This window comes from Aliinostoc maniaoense (assembly GCF_058172895.1).
Genome location: NZ_CP187952.1, coordinates 5,125,481 through 5,142,503, shown reverse-complemented (window position 1 = coordinate 5,142,503; position 17,023 = coordinate 5,125,481). Strand labels below are relative to the sequence as shown.

General features: G+C 41.0%; 15 protein-coding genes and 2 pseudogenes. 6 read left to right on the top strand and 11 right to left on the bottom strand.

The genetic code is table 11. The features are described 5' to 3' along the window. Positions 1 to 6 precede the first annotated feature (6 nt). Together ACPZ3T_RS22320 and ACPZ3T_RS22315 are read left to right on the top strand one after the other, a co-directional pair. Positions 7 to 912, top strand: coding sequence for an MbnP family copper-binding protein (locus ACPZ3T_RS22320; RefSeq protein ID WP_490271627.1), 906 nt, complete (start codon positions 7 to 9; stop codon positions 910 to 912). A gap of 399 nt (positions 913 to 1,311) precedes the next feature. After that, a complete protein-coding gene (locus ACPZ3T_RS22315; protein WP_490271626.1) occupies positions 1,312 to 2,406 on the top strand; it encodes an MbnH family di-heme enzyme in 1,095 nt (364 codons plus the stop codon). A gap of 102 nt (positions 2,407 to 2,508) precedes the next feature. Here ACPZ3T_RS22315 and ACPZ3T_RS22310 read toward each other — a convergent pair whose 3' ends face one another. Beyond that, positions 2,509 to 3,150: an HAD-IA family hydrolase gene (locus ACPZ3T_RS22310; RefSeq protein ID WP_490271625.1), complete on the bottom strand. Its 642-nt coding sequence runs from the start codon at positions 3,148 to 3,150 to the stop codon at positions 2,509 to 2,511. Next, on the bottom strand, positions 3,125 to 4,099 hold the full coding sequence (gene queG, locus ACPZ3T_RS22305) for a tRNA epoxyqueuosine(34) reductase QueG (RefSeq protein ID WP_490271624.1): 975 nt from the start codon (positions 4,097 to 4,099) through the stop codon (positions 3,125 to 3,127). Before queG ends, ACPZ3T_RS22310 begins: the two co-directional genes overlap by 26 nt. A 401-nt stretch (positions 4,100 to 4,500) precedes the next feature. Here queG and ACPZ3T_RS22300 point away from each other — a divergent pair, with 401 nt between their 5' ends. Next, positions 4,501 to 4,929: a nuclear transport factor 2 family protein gene (locus tag ACPZ3T_RS22300; RefSeq protein WP_490271623.1), complete on the top strand. Its 429-nt coding sequence runs from the start codon at positions 4,501 to 4,503 to the stop codon at positions 4,927 to 4,929. 130 nt (positions 4,930 to 5,059) lie between these two features. Here the strand turns inward: ACPZ3T_RS22300 and ACPZ3T_RS22295 are convergent, their stop codons facing one another. The 4 genes and pseudogenes from ACPZ3T_RS22295 to ACPZ3T_RS22280 form a co-directional block, all read right to left on the bottom strand. After that, a complete protein-coding gene (locus tag ACPZ3T_RS22295; protein ID WP_490271622.1) occupies positions 5,060 to 5,491 on the bottom strand; it encodes an ATP-binding protein in 432 nt (143 codons plus the stop codon). 3 nt (positions 5,492 to 5,494) lie between these two features. Continuing rightward, positions 5,495 to 7,168 carry a SpoIIE family protein phosphatase gene (locus ACPZ3T_RS22290; protein WP_490271621.1) on the bottom strand — a complete coding sequence of 558 codons (1,674 nt, stop codon included), beginning with the start codon at positions 7,166 to 7,168 and terminating at the stop codon, positions 5,495 to 5,497. 189 nt (positions 7,169 to 7,357) lie between these two features. Next, positions 7,358 to 7,774, bottom strand: a pseudogene (locus ACPZ3T_RS22285) (response regulator transcription factor); the annotation flags it as partial. Positions 7,775 to 7,945: 171 nt separating this feature from the next. Next, positions 7,946 to 8,248 (bottom strand): annotated as a pseudogene (locus tag ACPZ3T_RS22280) (response regulator); the annotation flags it as partial. A gap of 399 nt (positions 8,249 to 8,647) precedes the next feature. Here ACPZ3T_RS22280 and ACPZ3T_RS22275 point away from each other — a divergent pair. Both ACPZ3T_RS22275 and ftsE read left to right on the top strand, forming a co-directional pair. Continuing rightward, the gene (locus tag ACPZ3T_RS22275; protein WP_490271620.1) at positions 8,648 to 9,400 is read left to right on the top strand and encodes a WecB/TagA/CpsF family glycosyltransferase; all 753 of its coding nucleotides are present in this window, start codon (positions 8,648 to 8,650) and stop codon (positions 9,398 to 9,400) included. A 201-nt stretch (positions 9,401 to 9,601) separates the two neighbouring features. Further along, a complete protein-coding gene (gene ftsE / locus ACPZ3T_RS22270) occupies positions 9,602 to 10,339 on the top strand; it encodes a cell division ATP-binding protein FtsE (protein ID WP_490271619.1) in 738 nt (245 codons plus the stop codon). A gap of 157 nt (positions 10,340 to 10,496) precedes the next feature. Here ftsE and ACPZ3T_RS22265 read toward each other — a convergent pair whose 3' ends face one another. Then, a complete protein-coding gene (locus tag ACPZ3T_RS22265) occupies positions 10,497 to 11,261 on the bottom strand; it encodes an armadillo-type fold-containing protein (protein WP_490271618.1) in 765 nt (254 codons plus the stop codon). 251 nt (positions 11,262 to 11,512) lie between these two features. Continuing rightward, positions 11,513 to 12,115 carry a hypothetical protein gene (locus ACPZ3T_RS22260; RefSeq protein ID WP_490271617.1) on the bottom strand — a complete coding sequence of 201 codons (603 nt, stop codon included), beginning with the start codon at positions 12,113 to 12,115 and terminating at the stop codon, positions 11,513 to 11,515. Between the two features lie 411 nt (positions 12,116 to 12,526). On the opposite strand from ACPZ3T_RS22260, the gene ACPZ3T_RS22255 reads away from it, so the two are divergent. Continuing rightward, positions 12,527 to 13,426, top strand: coding sequence for an alpha/beta fold hydrolase (locus ACPZ3T_RS22255; protein WP_490271616.1), 900 nt, complete (start codon positions 12,527 to 12,529; stop codon positions 13,424 to 13,426). Here ACPZ3T_RS22255 and ACPZ3T_RS22250 read toward each other — a convergent pair. The 3 genes from ACPZ3T_RS22250 to ACPZ3T_RS22240 all read right to left on the bottom strand — a co-directional run bounded on the left by ACPZ3T_RS22250 (position 13,406) and on the right by ACPZ3T_RS22240 (position 16,678). Continuing rightward, positions 13,406 to 13,609, bottom strand: a complete 204-nt coding sequence (locus ACPZ3T_RS22250; RefSeq protein ID WP_490271615.1) for a hypothetical protein — start codon at positions 13,607 to 13,609, stop codon at positions 13,406 to 13,408. The genes ACPZ3T_RS22255 and ACPZ3T_RS22250 overlap by 21 nt on opposite strands. Positions 13,610 to 13,612: 3 nt before the next feature. Beyond that, on the bottom strand, positions 13,613 to 14,650 hold the full coding sequence (locus ACPZ3T_RS22245; RefSeq protein WP_490271614.1) for an anthranilate phosphoribosyltransferase family protein: 1,038 nt from the start codon (positions 14,648 to 14,650) through the stop codon (positions 13,613 to 13,615). Positions 14,651 to 14,800: 150 nt separating this feature from the next. After that, positions 14,801 to 16,678, bottom strand: a complete 1,878-nt coding sequence (locus ACPZ3T_RS22240) for an iron uptake porin (protein WP_490271613.1) — start codon at positions 16,676 to 16,678, stop codon at positions 14,801 to 14,803. Positions 16,679 to 17,023 lie beyond the last annotated feature (345 nt).

The following is a 17,023-nucleotide window of genomic DNA, read 5'->3' as shown; positions in this document are numbered from 1 at the left end:
AAAGTGATGCAGTTGCCAGCAAAATTAGTGGCGTTCATAGCGGTAACAATTCCCTGCGCCGCAGTTCTGGGAAATTATACCCTCAGTTCAGCTTCTACTACTGAAACTCAAGCAGTCACAATTAAATTTAATAGTAAAGTTGGTAAGCAGCCTTTTGAATGTGGTAAAACTTACACTTTAGGAAAGCCAGCTAAAAAAGTTACTATATCTGACTTTCGCTTTTATGTATATGATGTAGCGTTAATCGATAGTAATGGCAAAACTGTACCCCTCACCTTAACCCAAGATGGTAAATGGCAATACCAAAACTTAGCCTTGCTAGACTTTGAAAACAAATCCGGTGCTTGTAGTAACGGCACAGTAGAAACACGTAATCAAGTGATTGGTACAGTACCTAAAGGACAGTATCAAGGACTGCAATTTACCTTGGGTGTCCCCTTCAATCTCAATCATGAAGATGCAGTTATTGCCCCATCACCGTTAAATTTAACATCCCTCTGGTGGAATTGGCGGTTTGGTTACAAATTTGCGCGGATTGATCTAGAGAACCATAGACACACTTCCAGCGCAGGTGCGAAACACGGTGAACCCAATCATCAAGCGCAAGGTTTCCCCATCCACTTGGGTAGCACAGGTTGCGAAGCTAGCGGAGATACTCAGAAACCCTCATCTTGTAAAAATCCCAATACTGTCAAGGTTGTCCTGACTAAATTTGACCCCAACAAAAATACAGTTGTTGCAGACTTAGCCGCATTAGTAGCTAATACTAATTTAACAGTCAACCAACCAAATACCCCCCAAGGTTGTATGTCATCCCCCAATGACCCTGACTGCAATGGTATTATGACTAACTTAGGTATACCCTTTGGTAATAAACCAACTTCACAACAGAAATTTTTCAAAGTTGAGTAATAGTAAAGTAGGGCATTGGGAATGGGAAATTATATCTTTCCCAGTTCATTCTTTCTTTTACCTTTTTAAGTAGTCGGCATGAACTGCCTACACCAGAACGCATGAAAACTATGTTAAGTAATGTAAAAATAATAGCATTCAGTTCGTAGTAAGGACTTTAGTCCTTTTTTGTTCCCTGCGGGACGCTGCGCGAACGCGGAGCATCTGTCTACGAAACGCTATGCGTTGGGGTAGCCTCTGTCTACGACACGCTCCGCGAACGGAGAGAACGGAGAGAGAACTAAAGTTCTCACTACAAACCTTTAATTATTTACCCTGTTATACTTACTTTTGCCTTTGATGAGATTAACTCGTTGGTTTACCTTGGCTATAATTTGTCTGTTGTCGCTTTGTCTCTCAATGGGATTGAGTGCAGCTTTTGGCGCATCCTCAACTTCAGAATATGATTGGAATCTCCCTACTTGGATGCCCAAGCCAGTTGTCCCAGCAGATAACCCAATGAGTTCTCACAAGGTAGAGTTAGGACGGCATTTATTCTACGAAAAGCGTTTATCAATTACAGGTGATTTTTCTTGTGCGTCTTGCCATATCCAGTCTTTAGCTTTTACCGATGGTAAACCAGTAGGGATAGGTGCAACTGGCGAAAAACACCCACGTAATTCGATGAGTCTGGCTAATATCGGCTACAACTCGGTACTGACTTGGGCTAATCCTTTCATGACCAAGCTGGAAAGTCAAGCTTTAGTACCAATGTTTGGGGAACATCCCGTAGAAATGGGTATGGTAGGACGGGAACAACAAATATTAACAATGCTGCGGGATGATCAGAAATATCGCCGGATGTTTGCAGCCGCTTTTGGCGATAATCAAGATGCAATTAGCTTAAGTAATCTCACGAAAGCTATAGCAGCTTTTGAACGGACTTTAATTTCCGTCAATTCTCCCTATGACCGTTATCGTTTCGGCGGTGATGCTAATGCTATTTCCCCAGCCGCTAAACGAGGGGAGCAATTATTTAACAGTGAAAATCTGGAATGTTTTCATTGTCATGGTGGGATTAATTTTAGTGATTCCGTAATGCACGATCGCCTGGCTTTTGTAGAAATCGCTTTTCACAACACTGGGCTTTACAATATTGATGGTCAAGGAGCTTACCCACCAAATAATACTGGGGTTTATGAAATTACTACCAAACCCTCTGATATGGGACGTTTTAAAGCTCCCACTCTCCGAAATATTGCTCTAACTGCTCCCTATATGCACGATGGTACTATCCCCACTCTGGAAGCAGTGATTGACCACTACCAAGCAGGCGGTAGAACTATTCATACAGGTGAGTTGGCTGGAGTAGGGAGCAAAAACCCTTGGAAAAGTGAATTTATCAATGGTTTTCAGTTAACTGAAGCCCAAAAAAGCGACCTCATAGCTTTCTTGAGAAGTTTAACAGATGAGACATTTATTCATAATCCTCAGTTTAGCGATCCCAATCAATAATTCGTAATTCGTAATTCGTAATTCGTAATTAATTATATTAGGACTTACCCAAATGGAATATTTTTTATGTAGTCACGCATCAACGATTAATTGTGATTTGAGCTATGAGTCAAGAAATTTGATAGCTGGCAATAATTCACTAGGTTGATGAATTAAAAAATCCGGGTTTTGTTGAGATAAAATTTCGGCGGAATTAAAACCCCAGGTGACGGCAATTACTTTAATATTAGCTTTTTTCGATGCTTCAATATCTCTGGTTTCATCACCTACATAAATCACTGTTTGAGGTTTGAGTTGTTTCTGTTTGAGGACATTGTTAATAATTGTCGTTTTACCGAAAATTGTTACTCCTGAATAGATGAACTCAAATAAATTATCTAATTCATTAACCTTGAGAAAAGCTGTAACGTTATCTTTGGAGTTAGATGTAATAATTCCTAGCTGATAGCCATGATTTTTTAGTTCTAATAAACATTCTCTCATGCCAGAAATAGGTTTCAATTCCTGGATTTTATTTTTCAATTCTGCTTTTACCTTTTTCACCAGAAAAGGTATTTTTAACAAAGAAACTCCTGAATATTTAATAATTTCTCTTGATGATAAATTTTTGAGGAGGGTTAGTTGTTCTGGAGTAATTTGGATATAACCGAACTCTATAGCTAACCGATTGGCAATAGTTACAAGTGCATCTACAGTATCTGCTATCGTACCATCGAAATCAAAGATAATCACTTTCTGTGTCATGACATTGCCTGGATGCGTCAAGATTAGCACGGGCATTCCGTCTTAACATTTCTGGCTTAATCCGCCGCAACGCTGATGCCGGAAATCTTCTCTCCCACTCCTCTTTTGAGATTTGCGCTAATTCTATCAGTTTCGGCGCAATATTTGCAGGATAAGGTTGAAATTCTACCACATCTGTGGTTTGAGCAAAACGCTGATTCCAAGGACAAACATCTTGGCAGATATCACAACCGGCTACCCAACCTTGCATATGAGATGCGATCGCCTCTGGTAATTTTTCAGCGCGGTTCTCAATGGTATGATAAGCTATGCAGCGATTAGCATCTACTACAAAAGGCTGGGTAATTGCCCCAGTAGGACAAGCCTCTAGACAACGTGTGCAGCTACCACAATGTTCTGTATGGGGGCGATCGCTTTCTAGTTCAATATTTGTCAACACTTCACCCAAAAATACCCAAGAGCCATACTCTCTAGTAATCACATTGCCATTTTTGGCAATCCAACCAATCCCCGCACGTTGCGCCCATACTTTATCTTGAATCGGGCCTGTATCAGCATAGTAACGAGCTTGAATGCCTGGATCTAGGGATTGTAACCAAGTAGTTAAAGCTTTGAGTTGCTTGTGCATTACCTTGTGATAATCTCTCCCCCACCCATAACGGGAGATTTTGGCGTATTCTTCCCCTTCAGGATGTTGATGTGGGGTGTAGTAATTGAGTGCCACACAAACAAGTGATCGCGCCTCTGGCATGACTAAAGTTACATCTTGACGCTTGGGGTTATTCATCCACTCCATATCAGCGTGATAACCCATTGTCAGCCATGCTTGCAGCCTCTCGGCTTCTGTATTTTTTCCCCTATCTACAGCAGCAATCCCAACTGTGTGAAAACCCAACTCTTTGGCTTTTTCCTTTACCACACTGCTGCTAACTACGGAATAGTAGTCCATTCGTATAACCAAATTTTGCCAACATGGGCGTTTGTCGATTATACCTAACTCTATCAAGGCTTGGGTTCAATATTTCTTACCGCCATCATTTGTAAATTTTATTGGCGATTTGTAAATAAATAATGCAAAATGTAAACCAGGAGGTAAAACTACCAGAGTGATGCCAACCTCCAACTGATTCGCAGTCTACTTCAACCAATCAATTGTTACGCAACACGTCAACTTTCCATCTCTTCTCAACCTCAATGTCACACCCGTTTTAGTTCCCAAGCTCTAGTTTGGGAACAAATTCTTTCTTAGGTGAGATTTATGGATGAGGTAATACGCTCCAATAGCAGTTTTCTGATCTCTGTTTTTTGATTTTAATTAATGTTCAGCGATGATCATTCTAGGTACTTTTTATGAAAACGGCTGAATATTTATCTGGTGCGAAAACAACTGCTCTTGAGATTCCAGGAATTACAGAGTCTACAATCATAGACTATTTTACAACTTTAAACGCTGGCAACTTTACAGCAACAGCTGCTTTATTTGCCCCTGATGGTGTGATGTATCCACCCTTTGAATCTGGTATTGTGGGAGTAGATGCGATCGCTCGTTATCTACAAAAAGAAGCCCAAGACATTAAAGCCGAGCCTCATCAGGGTATAGCTGAAACCTCAGAAGATGGCTATATTCAAATACAAGTTCGGGGTAAAGCACAGACTTCTTGGTGTAGCATCAATGTCTTGTGGGTGTTTGTTCTCAACCAAAACCAAAAAATTCTTAACGCTACAATTAAACTCCTAGCATCACCTCAAGAGTTAGTGGCTTTACGCCCTGAAAAATAACTTGGCTAATTAAGATTTCTCAATAAAAAATCAGATAGGTACAATGTCTTAATTGTACCTATCAAGGGTTCTGGGCAACGCATAATCAAATTCGGTCAATGTCTAAGGGTTAAGAATCAAGCTGTGTAGACTAATGACTATTAGCGAGTTCCGGGATAGTCGCTTCTAATTTTAGACAGTTAGCCCCATCAACCTTTAACTGATATTCCACTTTATCCATCAAACGATTCATAATCAGCCACCCATAGCCACCTTCTTGCTTATCGACAGGATTAGGTGGAAAATAAGTAGACAAATCAAAGCCCGAACCATAGTCCCAAACCTCTAGAGAAATATCTCGCTCCTTAAGTTCCAAACGCAGCAAAATAGGTATACTAGATTGCTCCTTGTGAGCATGACGAACCACATTGGAGTAGGCTTCGACCAAAGCTAGACGCAAACGACTAGACTGTCTTGACCAATCAACAGATTCACCCAATTGGATTTTTAAGCATCCCAGTAACCAGTTTTCGACGATATTTAAATAATTTAAGTCACTTGGTACGTGCAGCTCACTTTTCATTACTTATAAAACCTCCAGAGATAGTATAGTTTGATCATCTTCTTGCACGGGGTTATCTGCCTGGATGCGAGCTAGTAAATGGTTCAAAGACAGTGGTTGTACTTCGTCTTGTAATATTTGCCACAGACCATCCTGTTTCAGCATAGAACGACTTGCTGGCAGAACGCCATCATCGGTTTTTACTGAAGATAACACATTGTTTGATACCATTGCTTCCGTAATTCCATCACTAGCAAGCAGTAATATGTCCCCAGAGTTGAGAACTAAGCGGCCTGACTGAGCTTGCCATTGAGGTAATATTCCTAAAGGAATGCCTCGGACTTTGAGGTAGTTTGGTTCTTGTGCTTGTTTAGCTTGCTGTGACCAAACCATTGGATAAATGTGTCCCGCATTGGCATAGACTAAATCTCTAGTAGCCGGAGTAAAACAAGCTAACACAAGAGTAATAAAGCAATTGTTACTAATTAAGTCATTACATAAAGCATGATTAAGATTATGTATAACTACATTCGGATCAGCAGGTGTTTCCTGAGATAATTCCCGACGCAACACAGAAATAGCACTAGCCATAAATAAAGCAGCTGGTACACCCTTTCCAGAAACATCTCCCACCGCTAACCATAAGTCTCCTTTGGGGTGGACAAAAACTTCAAAAAAATCACCGCCAACTTCTCGCGCAGGGTAGCAGCAAGCTTGTAACTTCGCGCCTTTCATCTCAGGGAGAGTTTGGCGGAGTAGATTGTTTTGAATTTGGCGAGCAACTTCTAACTCCGCTTTAATTTGCTCTTGTTTTTCGTGAAGACGTTGGTAAAGTTTGGCTTGGGAAAGAGCTAAAGCCGCTTGTTCCGCTACACCTGTAATGAGTTGAATTTCTTCCTCATGCCAAGGGTCATCGTGATCCCATTGGTATAAAGCCAGAACTGCCAACAAGTCTTGCTGGTAGGATAGGGGGACAACTAAGTAGTTACACGGTTTATCCTCATATACCTGTTGAGAAATTTGACATTGATGGGTCGCTAGAACCTTTTGAATTAAAACACTGGGGTCAAAAGCATCATCAGGGCTATGGAATGCGGGATTTTGATAAGAAAATCGGTTTGGTAATAGGAGATCCGCTTCTACTGGTTGCAGCAGACAACAAGTAGCATCAAAAGTTTGTCCAATCGTGGCGACAATCTTTTGTAGCATACTCTCATAGTCTAATGACTCTCGAATTGCCGTGGTCACAGCATTAAATAAAGATTCTCGTCGTAAAGCTCGACTTAACTCTCGAGTACGCTTTTTCAGTAGGCGATATGTATCACTAGCCTGCTCAACTAGAGCCTTTAACCGTTCTGGATTCCAAGGTTTGGTAATGTACTTAAATACCTGACCAGAGTTAATGGCATCTACCAAATCTTCCACATCTGTAAAACCAGTCAGTAAAATCCGAATGGTGTCAGGAAATCGCTCTACTGTGTGACTGAGAAATTCCGTACCGTTCATTTCTGGCATTCGTTGATCGGAGATAATGACGGCCATTTCTCCTTCTTGTTCCAGAATCCCTAATGCTTTACGAGCATTATTGGCCTTGTATACTTGAAAATCTCGTCTGAAAGTGCGGTAGAGTAAATCTAAGTTATCTGGCTCATCGTCTACGACCATGAGCTTAAGTCTTTCTCCCTCGATTTGGGTCATATTTGACTTTTATTTACGGGTCAATCTGTGGCAAGAGCATAAAATATTCATCCCACCACCTAAAAACTCCCTGAAAAAATTTTTTCAGGAAAAGAATTTATTTATACGAGTATAACTTTACTCTTTATATTGTGTACCCTAGGATGGAATTTGTCGGTGGTGAAATTTGCGAAAATTCAGCAGATCACTTCAACCGACTAATCCAGAACGTAAAGCACGGACAGCAGCTTGGGTACGGTCATCAGCGCAGAGTTTATTTAAAATATTGCGGACGTGAGTTTTCACAGTCCCGACTGTAATGTAAAGACGTTCGGCGATGACTGCATTGCTACAACCCTCGACGATTAATTGTAAGACTTCTAATTCTCGTTCTGTGAGGGTGTATGAATCAAGATTTTCCTGTTGCTCTGGGGAGTCTGGGTTTGAGAGTAGATATTTACGATCTGCTGGGGCATTCTCTATCTGGGAAGGATTATGTTGTGCTTGTTGTAATACAATGCGAGCGATCGCCGGATCAATCCAAGCGTTGCCATTGTAAGTTACTCTCACCGCTTCTAACAAATTATCAAACTTAATATCTTTCATACAATAGGAATCAGCCCCAGCCTAGGCTGTTGACTCTGTACCTTTTTTGGGATTTTGTCCATGCAAAAAATGTGCGTAGTTACGATGGCTGAAACTGTGTTTTGAGAAGGCTTTGAGGCACAAATTAAACATCGCGTACAAAATTACTAAAAACCGCCCAAATTTCAACAAAGTCAACAGCCTAGCCCCAGCCCCAAAAGCTGCTAACACTGCTTCTTTATTATCTTGAAGTGTTAAGATCACGATTTTCGTCTCTAGTTCTTCTCCATTACCAGTAGCTTTGAACTCCCGTGTTAGTTCAATACCATCTTTATCAGGTAGTCCAATATCTATAATGGCAATATCTGGCTGTAACATTGTTAACATCTTCAATCCGTCTACAGCATTAGCAGCCTCTCCCACAATTTCAATTTCTTCTTTTTGCAGCAAAGCTGTGCGAATACCTACACGGGTAAGCTCGTGATCTTCAATCAGGCCAATCCGAATTTTCTTCATAGTCAACTTCTATCCATGACGCTACCTTAACTGTAAAACTGAGTTTACTAAAAAGACTTAATAGATGCAGTGTAAATAATTGTGTTTACAGATAAATATAGAATTTTTACCTAATAGTCTATTTGAACGCCTGAACTATTGCGTCTTTAGTCTGTTACGATGCTAGCCTGTTGATTGGGAAAAATCAGGTGATCCTGCTAAGAATTTATCAAAAATCGATGATAAAATTCTGCTGATGAACTATAAGCTGTTTTTATCACCGAAAATAGGCTAAAAAAATCTCTAGTGCATTGGTTTACTGAGTTTGACTTTGAATCCAAATTCAGACACACCCTATTAAAAAATTTGATAAACTATCGTTCTAGATCATCTGGTGTGAGACTAATTAAGAGAAATGCTATGTTTCAAGCTCCTAAAGTGTTTTCGGTGTTGGGAATACCTGTTCATGTCATGAATGACTATCCAGGGTGGTTGCTAGAGTGCTGGCAAAACAACCAAGGAACTCATGTCATTACCCTGAATGCAGAAATGACGATGCAAGCACAGCAAAATCCTGCTTTGGCTCAAATCATTCAAAATGCAGAATTAGTGATTCCAGATGGTGCAGGAGTAGTTCTCTATTTAAGATGGCTACTGTGGCAAAAAATCAACCGTTGTCCAGGTATTGAACTAGCAGAAACTCTGTTGCGTGCCATTGGGCAACAACGGACAGACAAAACAATATTTTTCTACGGTGGCGCACCAGGAGTAGCAGCTAAGGCAGCAGAGTTTTGGCAGCAGCAAAATCCCGGTTTGCAGATAGCTGGTACTCATTCTGGCTACCATACTGCCCAAGAGGAACAACAACTACAACAAACTTTAGCTCAATTGCAACCGCAATTAATTTTGGTAGGTTTGGGTGTACCACGTCAAGAATTATGGATTGCTCAAAATCGTCATTTGTGTCCCCAAGCCATTTGGGTGGGTGTCGGTGGCAGTTTTGATATTTGGGCAGGGACAAAATCTCGTGCGCCATCCTGGCTGGGTAATAACAATTTGGAATGGTTGTATCGACTTTATCAAGAACCCTGGCGTTGGCGACGGATGTTGGCTTTACCCAAGTTCGCGGTAAAAGCCTTTATTTATCGCTTCACAGCCAAAAATGCGACTTGAAACTTGAACATTCAACTTGGCTAAAGTTCCAGGGTGCAAAAAATTACAAATTTTCACTGTCAGACTTGTGATTCCTAGGTATTTCCTGGGAATCATTGTTTTTAGTCAACAATACACATTGGACAGTCCTGATAACTGTTCACTGATAACTGATAACTGATTTCACTTCTCAACTTCCCACTTCCTATTTTCTATTTAGCAATGCCCGTATTAACGCAACCAGTTACAACTACACAAGATAACAATCAGCAACAGCAAAAGCAGGATAGCATTATTGATAACATGGTGCAGCTACGTGCTGTGACTAAAACTTACAGTAATGGTTGTCATGCTTTATTAGATGTCAACCTAGAGGTGAAAAAGAAAGAATTTCTGTTTATTACAGGGCCTAGTGGTTCTGGGAAGTCAACACTTTTAAAGCTGCTGTATGGTGAAGAATTACCGACACAGGGAGAAGTAATTGTTGGTGAATGTAATATTTCTGGGTTACGGGGCGATCGCTTATCATTATTACGGCGACGCATTGGCATCGTATTTCAAGACTATAAACTCATTCCCCAGCGCACAGTAGCAGAAAATGTGACTTTCGTCTTACAAGCCCAAGGCTACACCCGCAAAGAAATTCAAAGACGTTTAGAACCTACATTAAAACTAGTGGGTTTACTTTCTAAAGCTGATTGTTTTCCTCATCAACTTTCAGGGGGAGAACAACAACGAGTTAGTATTGCACGGGCAATTGTAGGTACACCTCCTTTACTTTTAGCTGATGAACCCACAGGTAATCTTGATCCTGATAACTCCTGGCAGGTGATGCAAATTCTGCAAAAATTAAATTCCTTTGGGGCGACAGTCATCGTCACTACCCATGATGAACAACTAGTACGTCGGTGCAATAAGGCAGTGATACAAGTACGTAACGGTAGACTTTATCAGGGGTGAATTATCGGGCATTGGGCATATCAATTCAAAATTCAAAATTCAAAATACCCTGCGGGAAGGCTTGCGCCTACAAAATTCAGGAGTTCTACTCCCCCTGCCCCCTGTCTCCCTTGTCTCCCTTGTCTCCCTCTGCCCCCTGCCCCCTGCCCCCTGCCCCCTAAATAGAAGCGCGTTCCTTGAATTTAGCAGCTAAAGGCATAAGATTTGGTAAAGGAGTGGATGCTAACTGCGATCGCTCCAAAGCTTGTAAACTTTCAAAAGCTGCTTCTTGAATTGCGGCTTCTTCCTCCCGACTCAACAAAAGATGTAAACATCGCACTACATCTTGCTCTAATGTAGGGTCAATTTGTTGACGCTGGACTATTTTAGTTAACCGACGCACAGCAATTAAACGCTTAATTGGGTCTTGTTCAGTTAGATCAAGTAATAACTTCTCAAAGCTATCTTGTTCGTGATGGCTGTAAAAGTTGACTATTTGCCAAACTAATAAAATTAAAGTTAATAACGTCCCTAACCCCTGGACAATAGCCCCAGTCGCTATCCAGGGGCTAGTTGAGTCCGCCCAAATTGCTGCGGCCATATATGTACTGAGAGTAGCAATACCACCACTGCTAACTGCTAAGACTAGTTGACGGTTGGGACTGTGGAAAAACTTTTTAATTTCTCCCCAATGCGCTTGCCAATTCCACTTTCGCATGGAGTAGACAACTAACATCACAGTAATGCCAACTACCAGTGCCAATAATAATTTCCAGTTCCACAACAGCATACCCACAAGTAACGTTAGCAAGCCTAGAATTGCTCCTGGCTCTGAGAAACGCTGAATAATTCGTTGCTTGGTGGCTTTGGTTTTAAACTCTGGAAGCAGCCAGTCGGGTATCTGGTTGATCAATTGCTGCCAAGAAGATACAGCCTTTGCCACAGTGTTTACCTACCTACTTACACAAAATATCTACACTATATACATATATTCCACTAAGTATGGAAAAGTGAAAATTTTAGTCAAAGGTGAAATTTCCAGTATTTTTCACCCTTGCCACTTTTCTCTTACTCAGTCAGATAAATCGAATATCAATATTACTCTACAAGCATATCCAGACTGAAGTAGCACACTTAGGTTTTATTACTGATTTTTTCAAGTTTCAGGTAAGTAGCCCTTAATTATGTTGATAATTAAATACAAAAACGAAATTCATCAATGGTAAATTGACCATCAAACGCACAGAAGGTAATGTGGCGAATGTTTTTAGCAGCTACGGATAATAAAAGATTAGGAGATAAGGATGAATCAGAATTAGCTAGATTCGGGCCTGGTAGAATATTTTGAGATAATAGTTGGCGATCGCCATTGTAGGCAGACAACACTAGTCGCTGTGAACTTGTGACACAGGCACTTACCCAATTCACCGGATGTAAAAAGCTGGCTTCTAAAAATCCATTCTTCGGTGAACCCATTAATACAGTCATCCCTGATTTGGTGGGAAAGGCTGGATTTGATGGTTGTATGGCTAGGCAATTGTGAAAACTCACACCCCATTGCTCATACTGATGCTCTACTACTTCAAAACATTTCAACTCTTCCAAACTCAGAGATATACACGTAGGTACATCAAGATCAATGCTTTGAGGAGCTTCTTCTAGTTGGCCACGCCTAACTGAAGCTATGATTTGATTCTCCACACCCAATTTATCAAGTGCAAATGTAGGATTTTCAAATCTCGGTACTTGATCTGATTGAAGAGTCGCCTGCTTGCCCACAATACCCCGCCTTATCATTAACCAGAGAACCACCAAACAAGTAAATACACCAACAAATATTTTTCTGCATTTTCATGCTGATGATTTACAGCCCCCTCGGAGAATATTTGGACTATCTAACAGGTAAGAAGCACAAAAATCTCCGTAAGTTTTCTGTAGACTATCACAAAAAACTTAGCCCGAAGTATGATCTAAGTGATACTCGCTACTAAAATAAAATCTAAGGAAACCTGACGATATAGTAATTACAGCCAAAATCTAGTTTTATACAGAAAAAAAAAATTACTGAATCTTTACAAGTAACATAGTGATTTCACATCTACTTAATCTGACGCTGGCCAGAGGTTTCTAGATGATGACTTCACTGATAATAGTTGGGAATAGGTCATCACTCATCAAGTAATTATTGACTATTAACTAACGAAAACTATGTTGAAACCACAGGGATTTGAGCAACGCTCTATAATTACGTCGCTGGGTAAAATGGTCTACTACACAGCTACTGGTTCACTTTGGCAAGATAATACAACCCCAGCATCAGAACAAGAAACCTTAGTGTTTCTGCATGGCTTTGGTGGGGGATCTTCTGCCTATGAATGGTCAAAAGTTTATCCAGCTTTTGCGGCGGAATATCGGATTCTCGCTCCTGATTTAATCGGGTGGGGTGAATCTGAGCATCCGGCTAGAAATTACAAGATTGATGATTATTTAAAGACTATTCGGGAGTTTTTGGAGCAGACTTGTACAACTCCAGTTACAGCGATCGCTTCTTCCCTCACGGCAGCGTTTACAATTCGAGTGGCAATTACTCATCCCCATTTATTTAAATCTTTAATTCTGGTCACACCTGCGGGACTTTCTGATTTTGGCGAAGATTATTCTCGCAGTTTATTTGCTCAAATTGTCAGTGTTCCGATTGTTGATCGTTTGTTATACAGTACGGGGATCGCTACTGGCGGAGGTATTCGCAGTTTCCTAGAACAGCGACAATTTGCCCAACCTAACCGCATTTATGAAGAGATTGTAGAAGCCTATCTCAAATCAGCCCAGCAACAAAATGCTGAGTATGCAGCCTTATCTTTTGTCAGGGGTGATTTGTGTTTTGATTTATCACTATATATTCAACAATTGCTCACTCCTACCGCCATTATGTGGGGTCAAAAGTCCCAATTTACCGGGCCAGATATAGGCCGTCGCCTAGCAGAGAAAAATCCCCAAGCCATCCGCGTTTTTCAACCTCTAGAAGACGTAGGTTTAACACCACAATTAGAATTACCTGCCGTCACTATCGGGCTGATTCGTCGATTTTTAGGATTGTTGAATGAATAGGGAATGGGGCATTGGGCATTGGGCATTGGGCATTGGGCATTGGGCATTGGGCATTGGCGTAAATATTTCTACCTTGTCCCCCTTGTCTACCTTGTCCCCCTTGTCTACCTTGTCCCCCTTGTCTACCTTGTCCCCCTTGTCTCCCCATTCCCCATTCCCCATTCCCCATTCCCCATTCCCCATTCCCTATTCCCAATTCCCTAATTCCTGTAATTTTTTAGCAACTGCGCCAGTGGTTAATAATTCTTTGGCTTTGGCTATACCTGCTGACATATCGCTACAAATTCCACTGCGCCAGAGGTAAAATCCTCCATTCCATAGGGCTGTTTGCATGAGTTCGCTGGGTTTTCCGGCTAATACTTCCTGCATCTGGGCTAGCAATTCTTCCGTACTGTTTAGAGGTACATTTTTAGTAGTAAAACCGTAATCATGGGGAGATAAAAGCAATCTTTCTATGGTTTGGGGTGCTTGAGATAAGGCGATAATGGCAGTGCGATCGCGTGGTAAATCACAACTCCCTTCTAGTCCCTTAATTAAGGTAAAATTTGTCACTCCTCGTAATTCCAAGGCTGTCTGAAACATCCCCTCTGTGGGTGGATGAACAAACCCCGCTATAACGTGAGCATCGCCAGCATAGGGACACCAAATTAATTCCATTGTGGCAAATGGTGGGCGTTTACCTAATTGATCACGGTATTCCCAAAGACTATTAGTTAAGGGAAAATGCTGTGGGGTGTAAACAAAGCCGATGCCAGTTTTTTCTAAGACAGTTTGGGTATTTGCTAGTGATAAACCAGTCCAATCTACTCCTAAACCCTGCCAAATCTCTATTAATGGTAAACCGTATTTAGTCGGCAGGCGATCGCCACCGTGCATAATGACTGGTTGACCTACTGTAGCAAGTATCAGGGCTGTAATCGGACTAATGGGTGCTGTTCTGGTTCTGCCATCATAAGGTTGACCCAATACTATAACCGGACGTGTAGAGGTAATTACCGACAGTTTCGGCCCCAATTCCTCATAAGCATCTAACATCCCCGCTAATTCTTCTCCTGTGGGACGTTTAATGCGGTGGGCAATCAAAAACGCACCAATTTGGGCTGGTGTAGCTTCGCCCAATAACATCATTTTAGTGGCGGTGGCTGCTTCTGCACGAGTTAAACTCTCGCTTGTATGATTGCCACTGCCTACCTTTTTCAGCAGATCCCTGAATACAATACTCATAAAAGTAGATAGTCAACAGTCAGTAGTCAACAGTCAATAGTCAAGTTTGAAACTGAGGCTTTTGACGGTGGACATTTGACTAATCATAGCTTTAAGCAGGCGATCGCTGTTGCTACAACATAGATGAGATAGGATCTCATCCATGTATTGTTAAAAAGTGAAAGTTGTACGCAATACCCCTACAGTAGTAGTGTCATTATTGCTGTTGCCTTCTGGGTTAAATAAAACAAACGCCCCTGGGGTAATACTGACATTATCGCTAACTTTCAGGCGGTAATAGGCTTCTAAATGGTAAGGAGTAGCCCGATTTTCACCTTCTGGGGTGAGTGAAGCTCCACCACTAGCATCAACACGGTGGAGTGGTTGACCAAAAAGAATCCCCGCCGCATTCCCTTCTTGAAATAAATCGTTAAAATGAACCCCTACCATCCAACTAGTAAAGTTAGTGGAAGCGTTTACACTATTTGAGGAATCATCCACAAATAACGCTGCACCATAACCAGATAAGGCTATTTGGGGAGAAAATCGCCATGTCACCGTCCCCCCAACAGAATTAAGTTGGACTGGTGTTCCCAATGGCACACCCGCTAAAGCACCGATATCATTTCTAATTAAGCCTGTACCTAAGATATTGATTTCGTGATAGCTATGAGCGTAATTTAAACCAATATCTAAATCACGACTAGGTTTGAAGGTTAACTGAGCAGCAATCACACTACTACCACTAAATAATCCTCCACCTAATGGTGTAGTAGAAACGCCTGGAGCTACTTCATTAGGAGATTTTTCTGGGAGATTGGCATTGACGCTACCATATAAAGCTCTAAAATCGAGATTCGGGGCAATACTGTAAATAAATCCTGCCGCCGATGCTAAACCAGAACCAGAAGTTCCCCCAGAGACGCGTAACACAGGATTTAACCCGCCAAAACGAGAAATAGATTCTTGTCCTTCACCATAAAAAGGTGTAATTGCTGGAAAAGCATCGGATGTTTCGGCCGCAGTCCCCGCAAACAAAGTTAATTTCTTGCTAACGGGGAAGATATAGAGCAATTTATAAATTTCAAGATTATTTGCCCCAACACTTGACAAATCCTTGACGTTAATTCCTGGAAACTGTGGCTCAAAACTAGTACGCGCACTACTAGCACTGAGTAAATCAGAAGATAATCCTAAACTATTTTGTAAGCTACCTTCACCAGTTGCTCCACCCAAAAAATTGTGGGCTTGTAAACCGGTAATCAATAAATCTTTCCCTGTGAAGCTAGTAGTCAGATTTAACCGCACTCGATTTACTAAGATGGGGCTGGGGTCACTTCTCCCAGACGCGCCACCAGTAGCAGCAAGAGCAGCAATAATTACTTCTCCATTAAGTTTAGTAGTAGTAGAAAACTGATTGGCTTCTAGTTGTGTAGTTCGGCCTTCTAGGGCATCTACTCGACCTCTTAATGTTGCCAATTCCTCGGCAAATTGTTCTTGCAGTTTTTGCAAGGTTGCTAAATCTTCTTTGTTAACTAAATCGGCAGTTGCGGTGGCTATCAATTCATTAATGCGGTCTAAACAAGCATTTAAACCAGCCGCAAATTCGTAGCGAGTCATGGCACGATTGCCACGATAGGTCAAATTTGGATAGCCTGCAATACAACCATAACGCTCAACTAGAGATTGCAAGGCTTGAAACGCCCAGTCAGTGGGTTGTACGTCAGATAATTGAGATACAGATGTAACTTGTGCAAATGCGTCTGATGTTTGCTTAGGTTGTGCAGCATTAATTGCAGAGTCTAATTTTGTATCTGCATTGTTTTGTTGTGGTTGTGCTGAGGATAAGTCTTGCTGATAGGTGTTATCTGTTAGTAGTAATTCATCAGCAAGAATTGTCTCTGAATTAGTTTTATTTATATTATCTTTATTGTTAGCTAATTTTTGGTCGTTAAGCTCTGAATTAGTGATGGCTTTAACGGGTAAAATCCCAGAAAATAAGCATAAGAAAATTACTCCCCCAGAAGAAGCAAGCAGATGTTTGTTCATGAGTGATTCCAAGATGTATGCAATCAAAAGCCTTATTTAATGTTATCGATAAGTAAATCTAAAGTCAGTTGATCAAGTTAATCTAGTTAAGCTTTAACTTGATTATTTCTGCATGATGCTGGCTAAATTTACTTATCAAGGCATTATTAACTAATGCAAGTATCAAATTATAGTAAATCCTATTTTGAGAAATAATTAACAACCGAAACTATTGATAGTTCTTATAATATCTATTATTGAAATAATAAGTAAATGAATATATTTTTGTGGTATGGGATTCCTACTTGAATTTTGAACAGATACGTAAATACGTAGGGTGTGTTAGCAGCGAGAGTACAACACCTA

Bases quoted from the DNA above. Each gene is read 5' to 3' on its own strand.
- ACPZ3T_RS22315 (WP_490271626.1), top strand. From the start codon at position 1,312: ATGGGATTGAGTGCAGCTTTTGGCGCATCCTCAACTTCAGAATATGAT.
- ACPZ3T_RS22245 (WP_490271614.1), bottom strand. From the start codon at position 14,650: ATGAGTATTGTATTCAGGGATCTGCTGAAAAAGGTAGGCAGTGGCAAT.
- ACPZ3T_RS22300 (WP_490271623.1), top strand. From the start codon at position 4,501: ATGAAAACGGCTGAATATTTATCTGGTGCGAAAACAACTGCTCTTGAG.
- ACPZ3T_RS22250 (WP_490271615.1), bottom strand. From the start codon at position 13,609: ATGGGGAATGGGGAATGGGGAATGGGGAATGGGGAATGGGGAGACAAG.
- ACPZ3T_RS22275 (WP_490271620.1), top strand. From the start codon at position 8,648: ATGTTTCAAGCTCCTAAAGTGTTTTCGGTGTTGGGAATACCTGTTCAT.
- queG (WP_490271624.1), bottom strand. From the start codon at position 4,099: ATGGACTACTATTCCGTAGTTAGCAGCAGTGTGGTAAAGGAAAAAGCC.
- ACPZ3T_RS22260 (WP_490271617.1), bottom strand. From the start codon at position 12,115: ATGATAAGGCGGGGTATTGTGGGCAAGCAGGCGACTCTTCAATCAGAT.
- ACPZ3T_RS22310 (WP_490271625.1), bottom strand. From the start codon at position 3,150: ATGACACAGAAAGTGATTATCTTTGATTTCGATGGTACGATAGCAGAT.
- ACPZ3T_RS22295 (WP_490271622.1), bottom strand. From the start codon at position 5,491: ATGAAAAGTGAGCTGCACGTACCAAGTGACTTAAATTATTTAAATATC.
- ACPZ3T_RS22240 (WP_490271613.1), bottom strand. From the start codon at position 16,678: ATGAACAAACATCTGCTTGCTTCTTCTGGGGGAGTAATTTTCTTATGC.
- ftsE (WP_490271619.1), top strand. From the start codon at position 9,602: ATGCCCGTATTAACGCAACCAGTTACAACTACACAAGATAACAATCAG.
- ACPZ3T_RS22290 (WP_490271621.1), bottom strand. From the start codon at position 7,168: ATGACCCAAATCGAGGGAGAAAGACTTAAGCTCATGGTCGTAGACGAT.
- ACPZ3T_RS22255 (WP_490271616.1), top strand. From the start codon at position 12,527: ATGTTGAAACCACAGGGATTTGAGCAACGCTCTATAATTACGTCGCTG.
- ACPZ3T_RS22320 (WP_490271627.1), top strand. From the start codon at position 7: ATGCAGTTGCCAGCAAAATTAGTGGCGTTCATAGCGGTAACAATTCCC.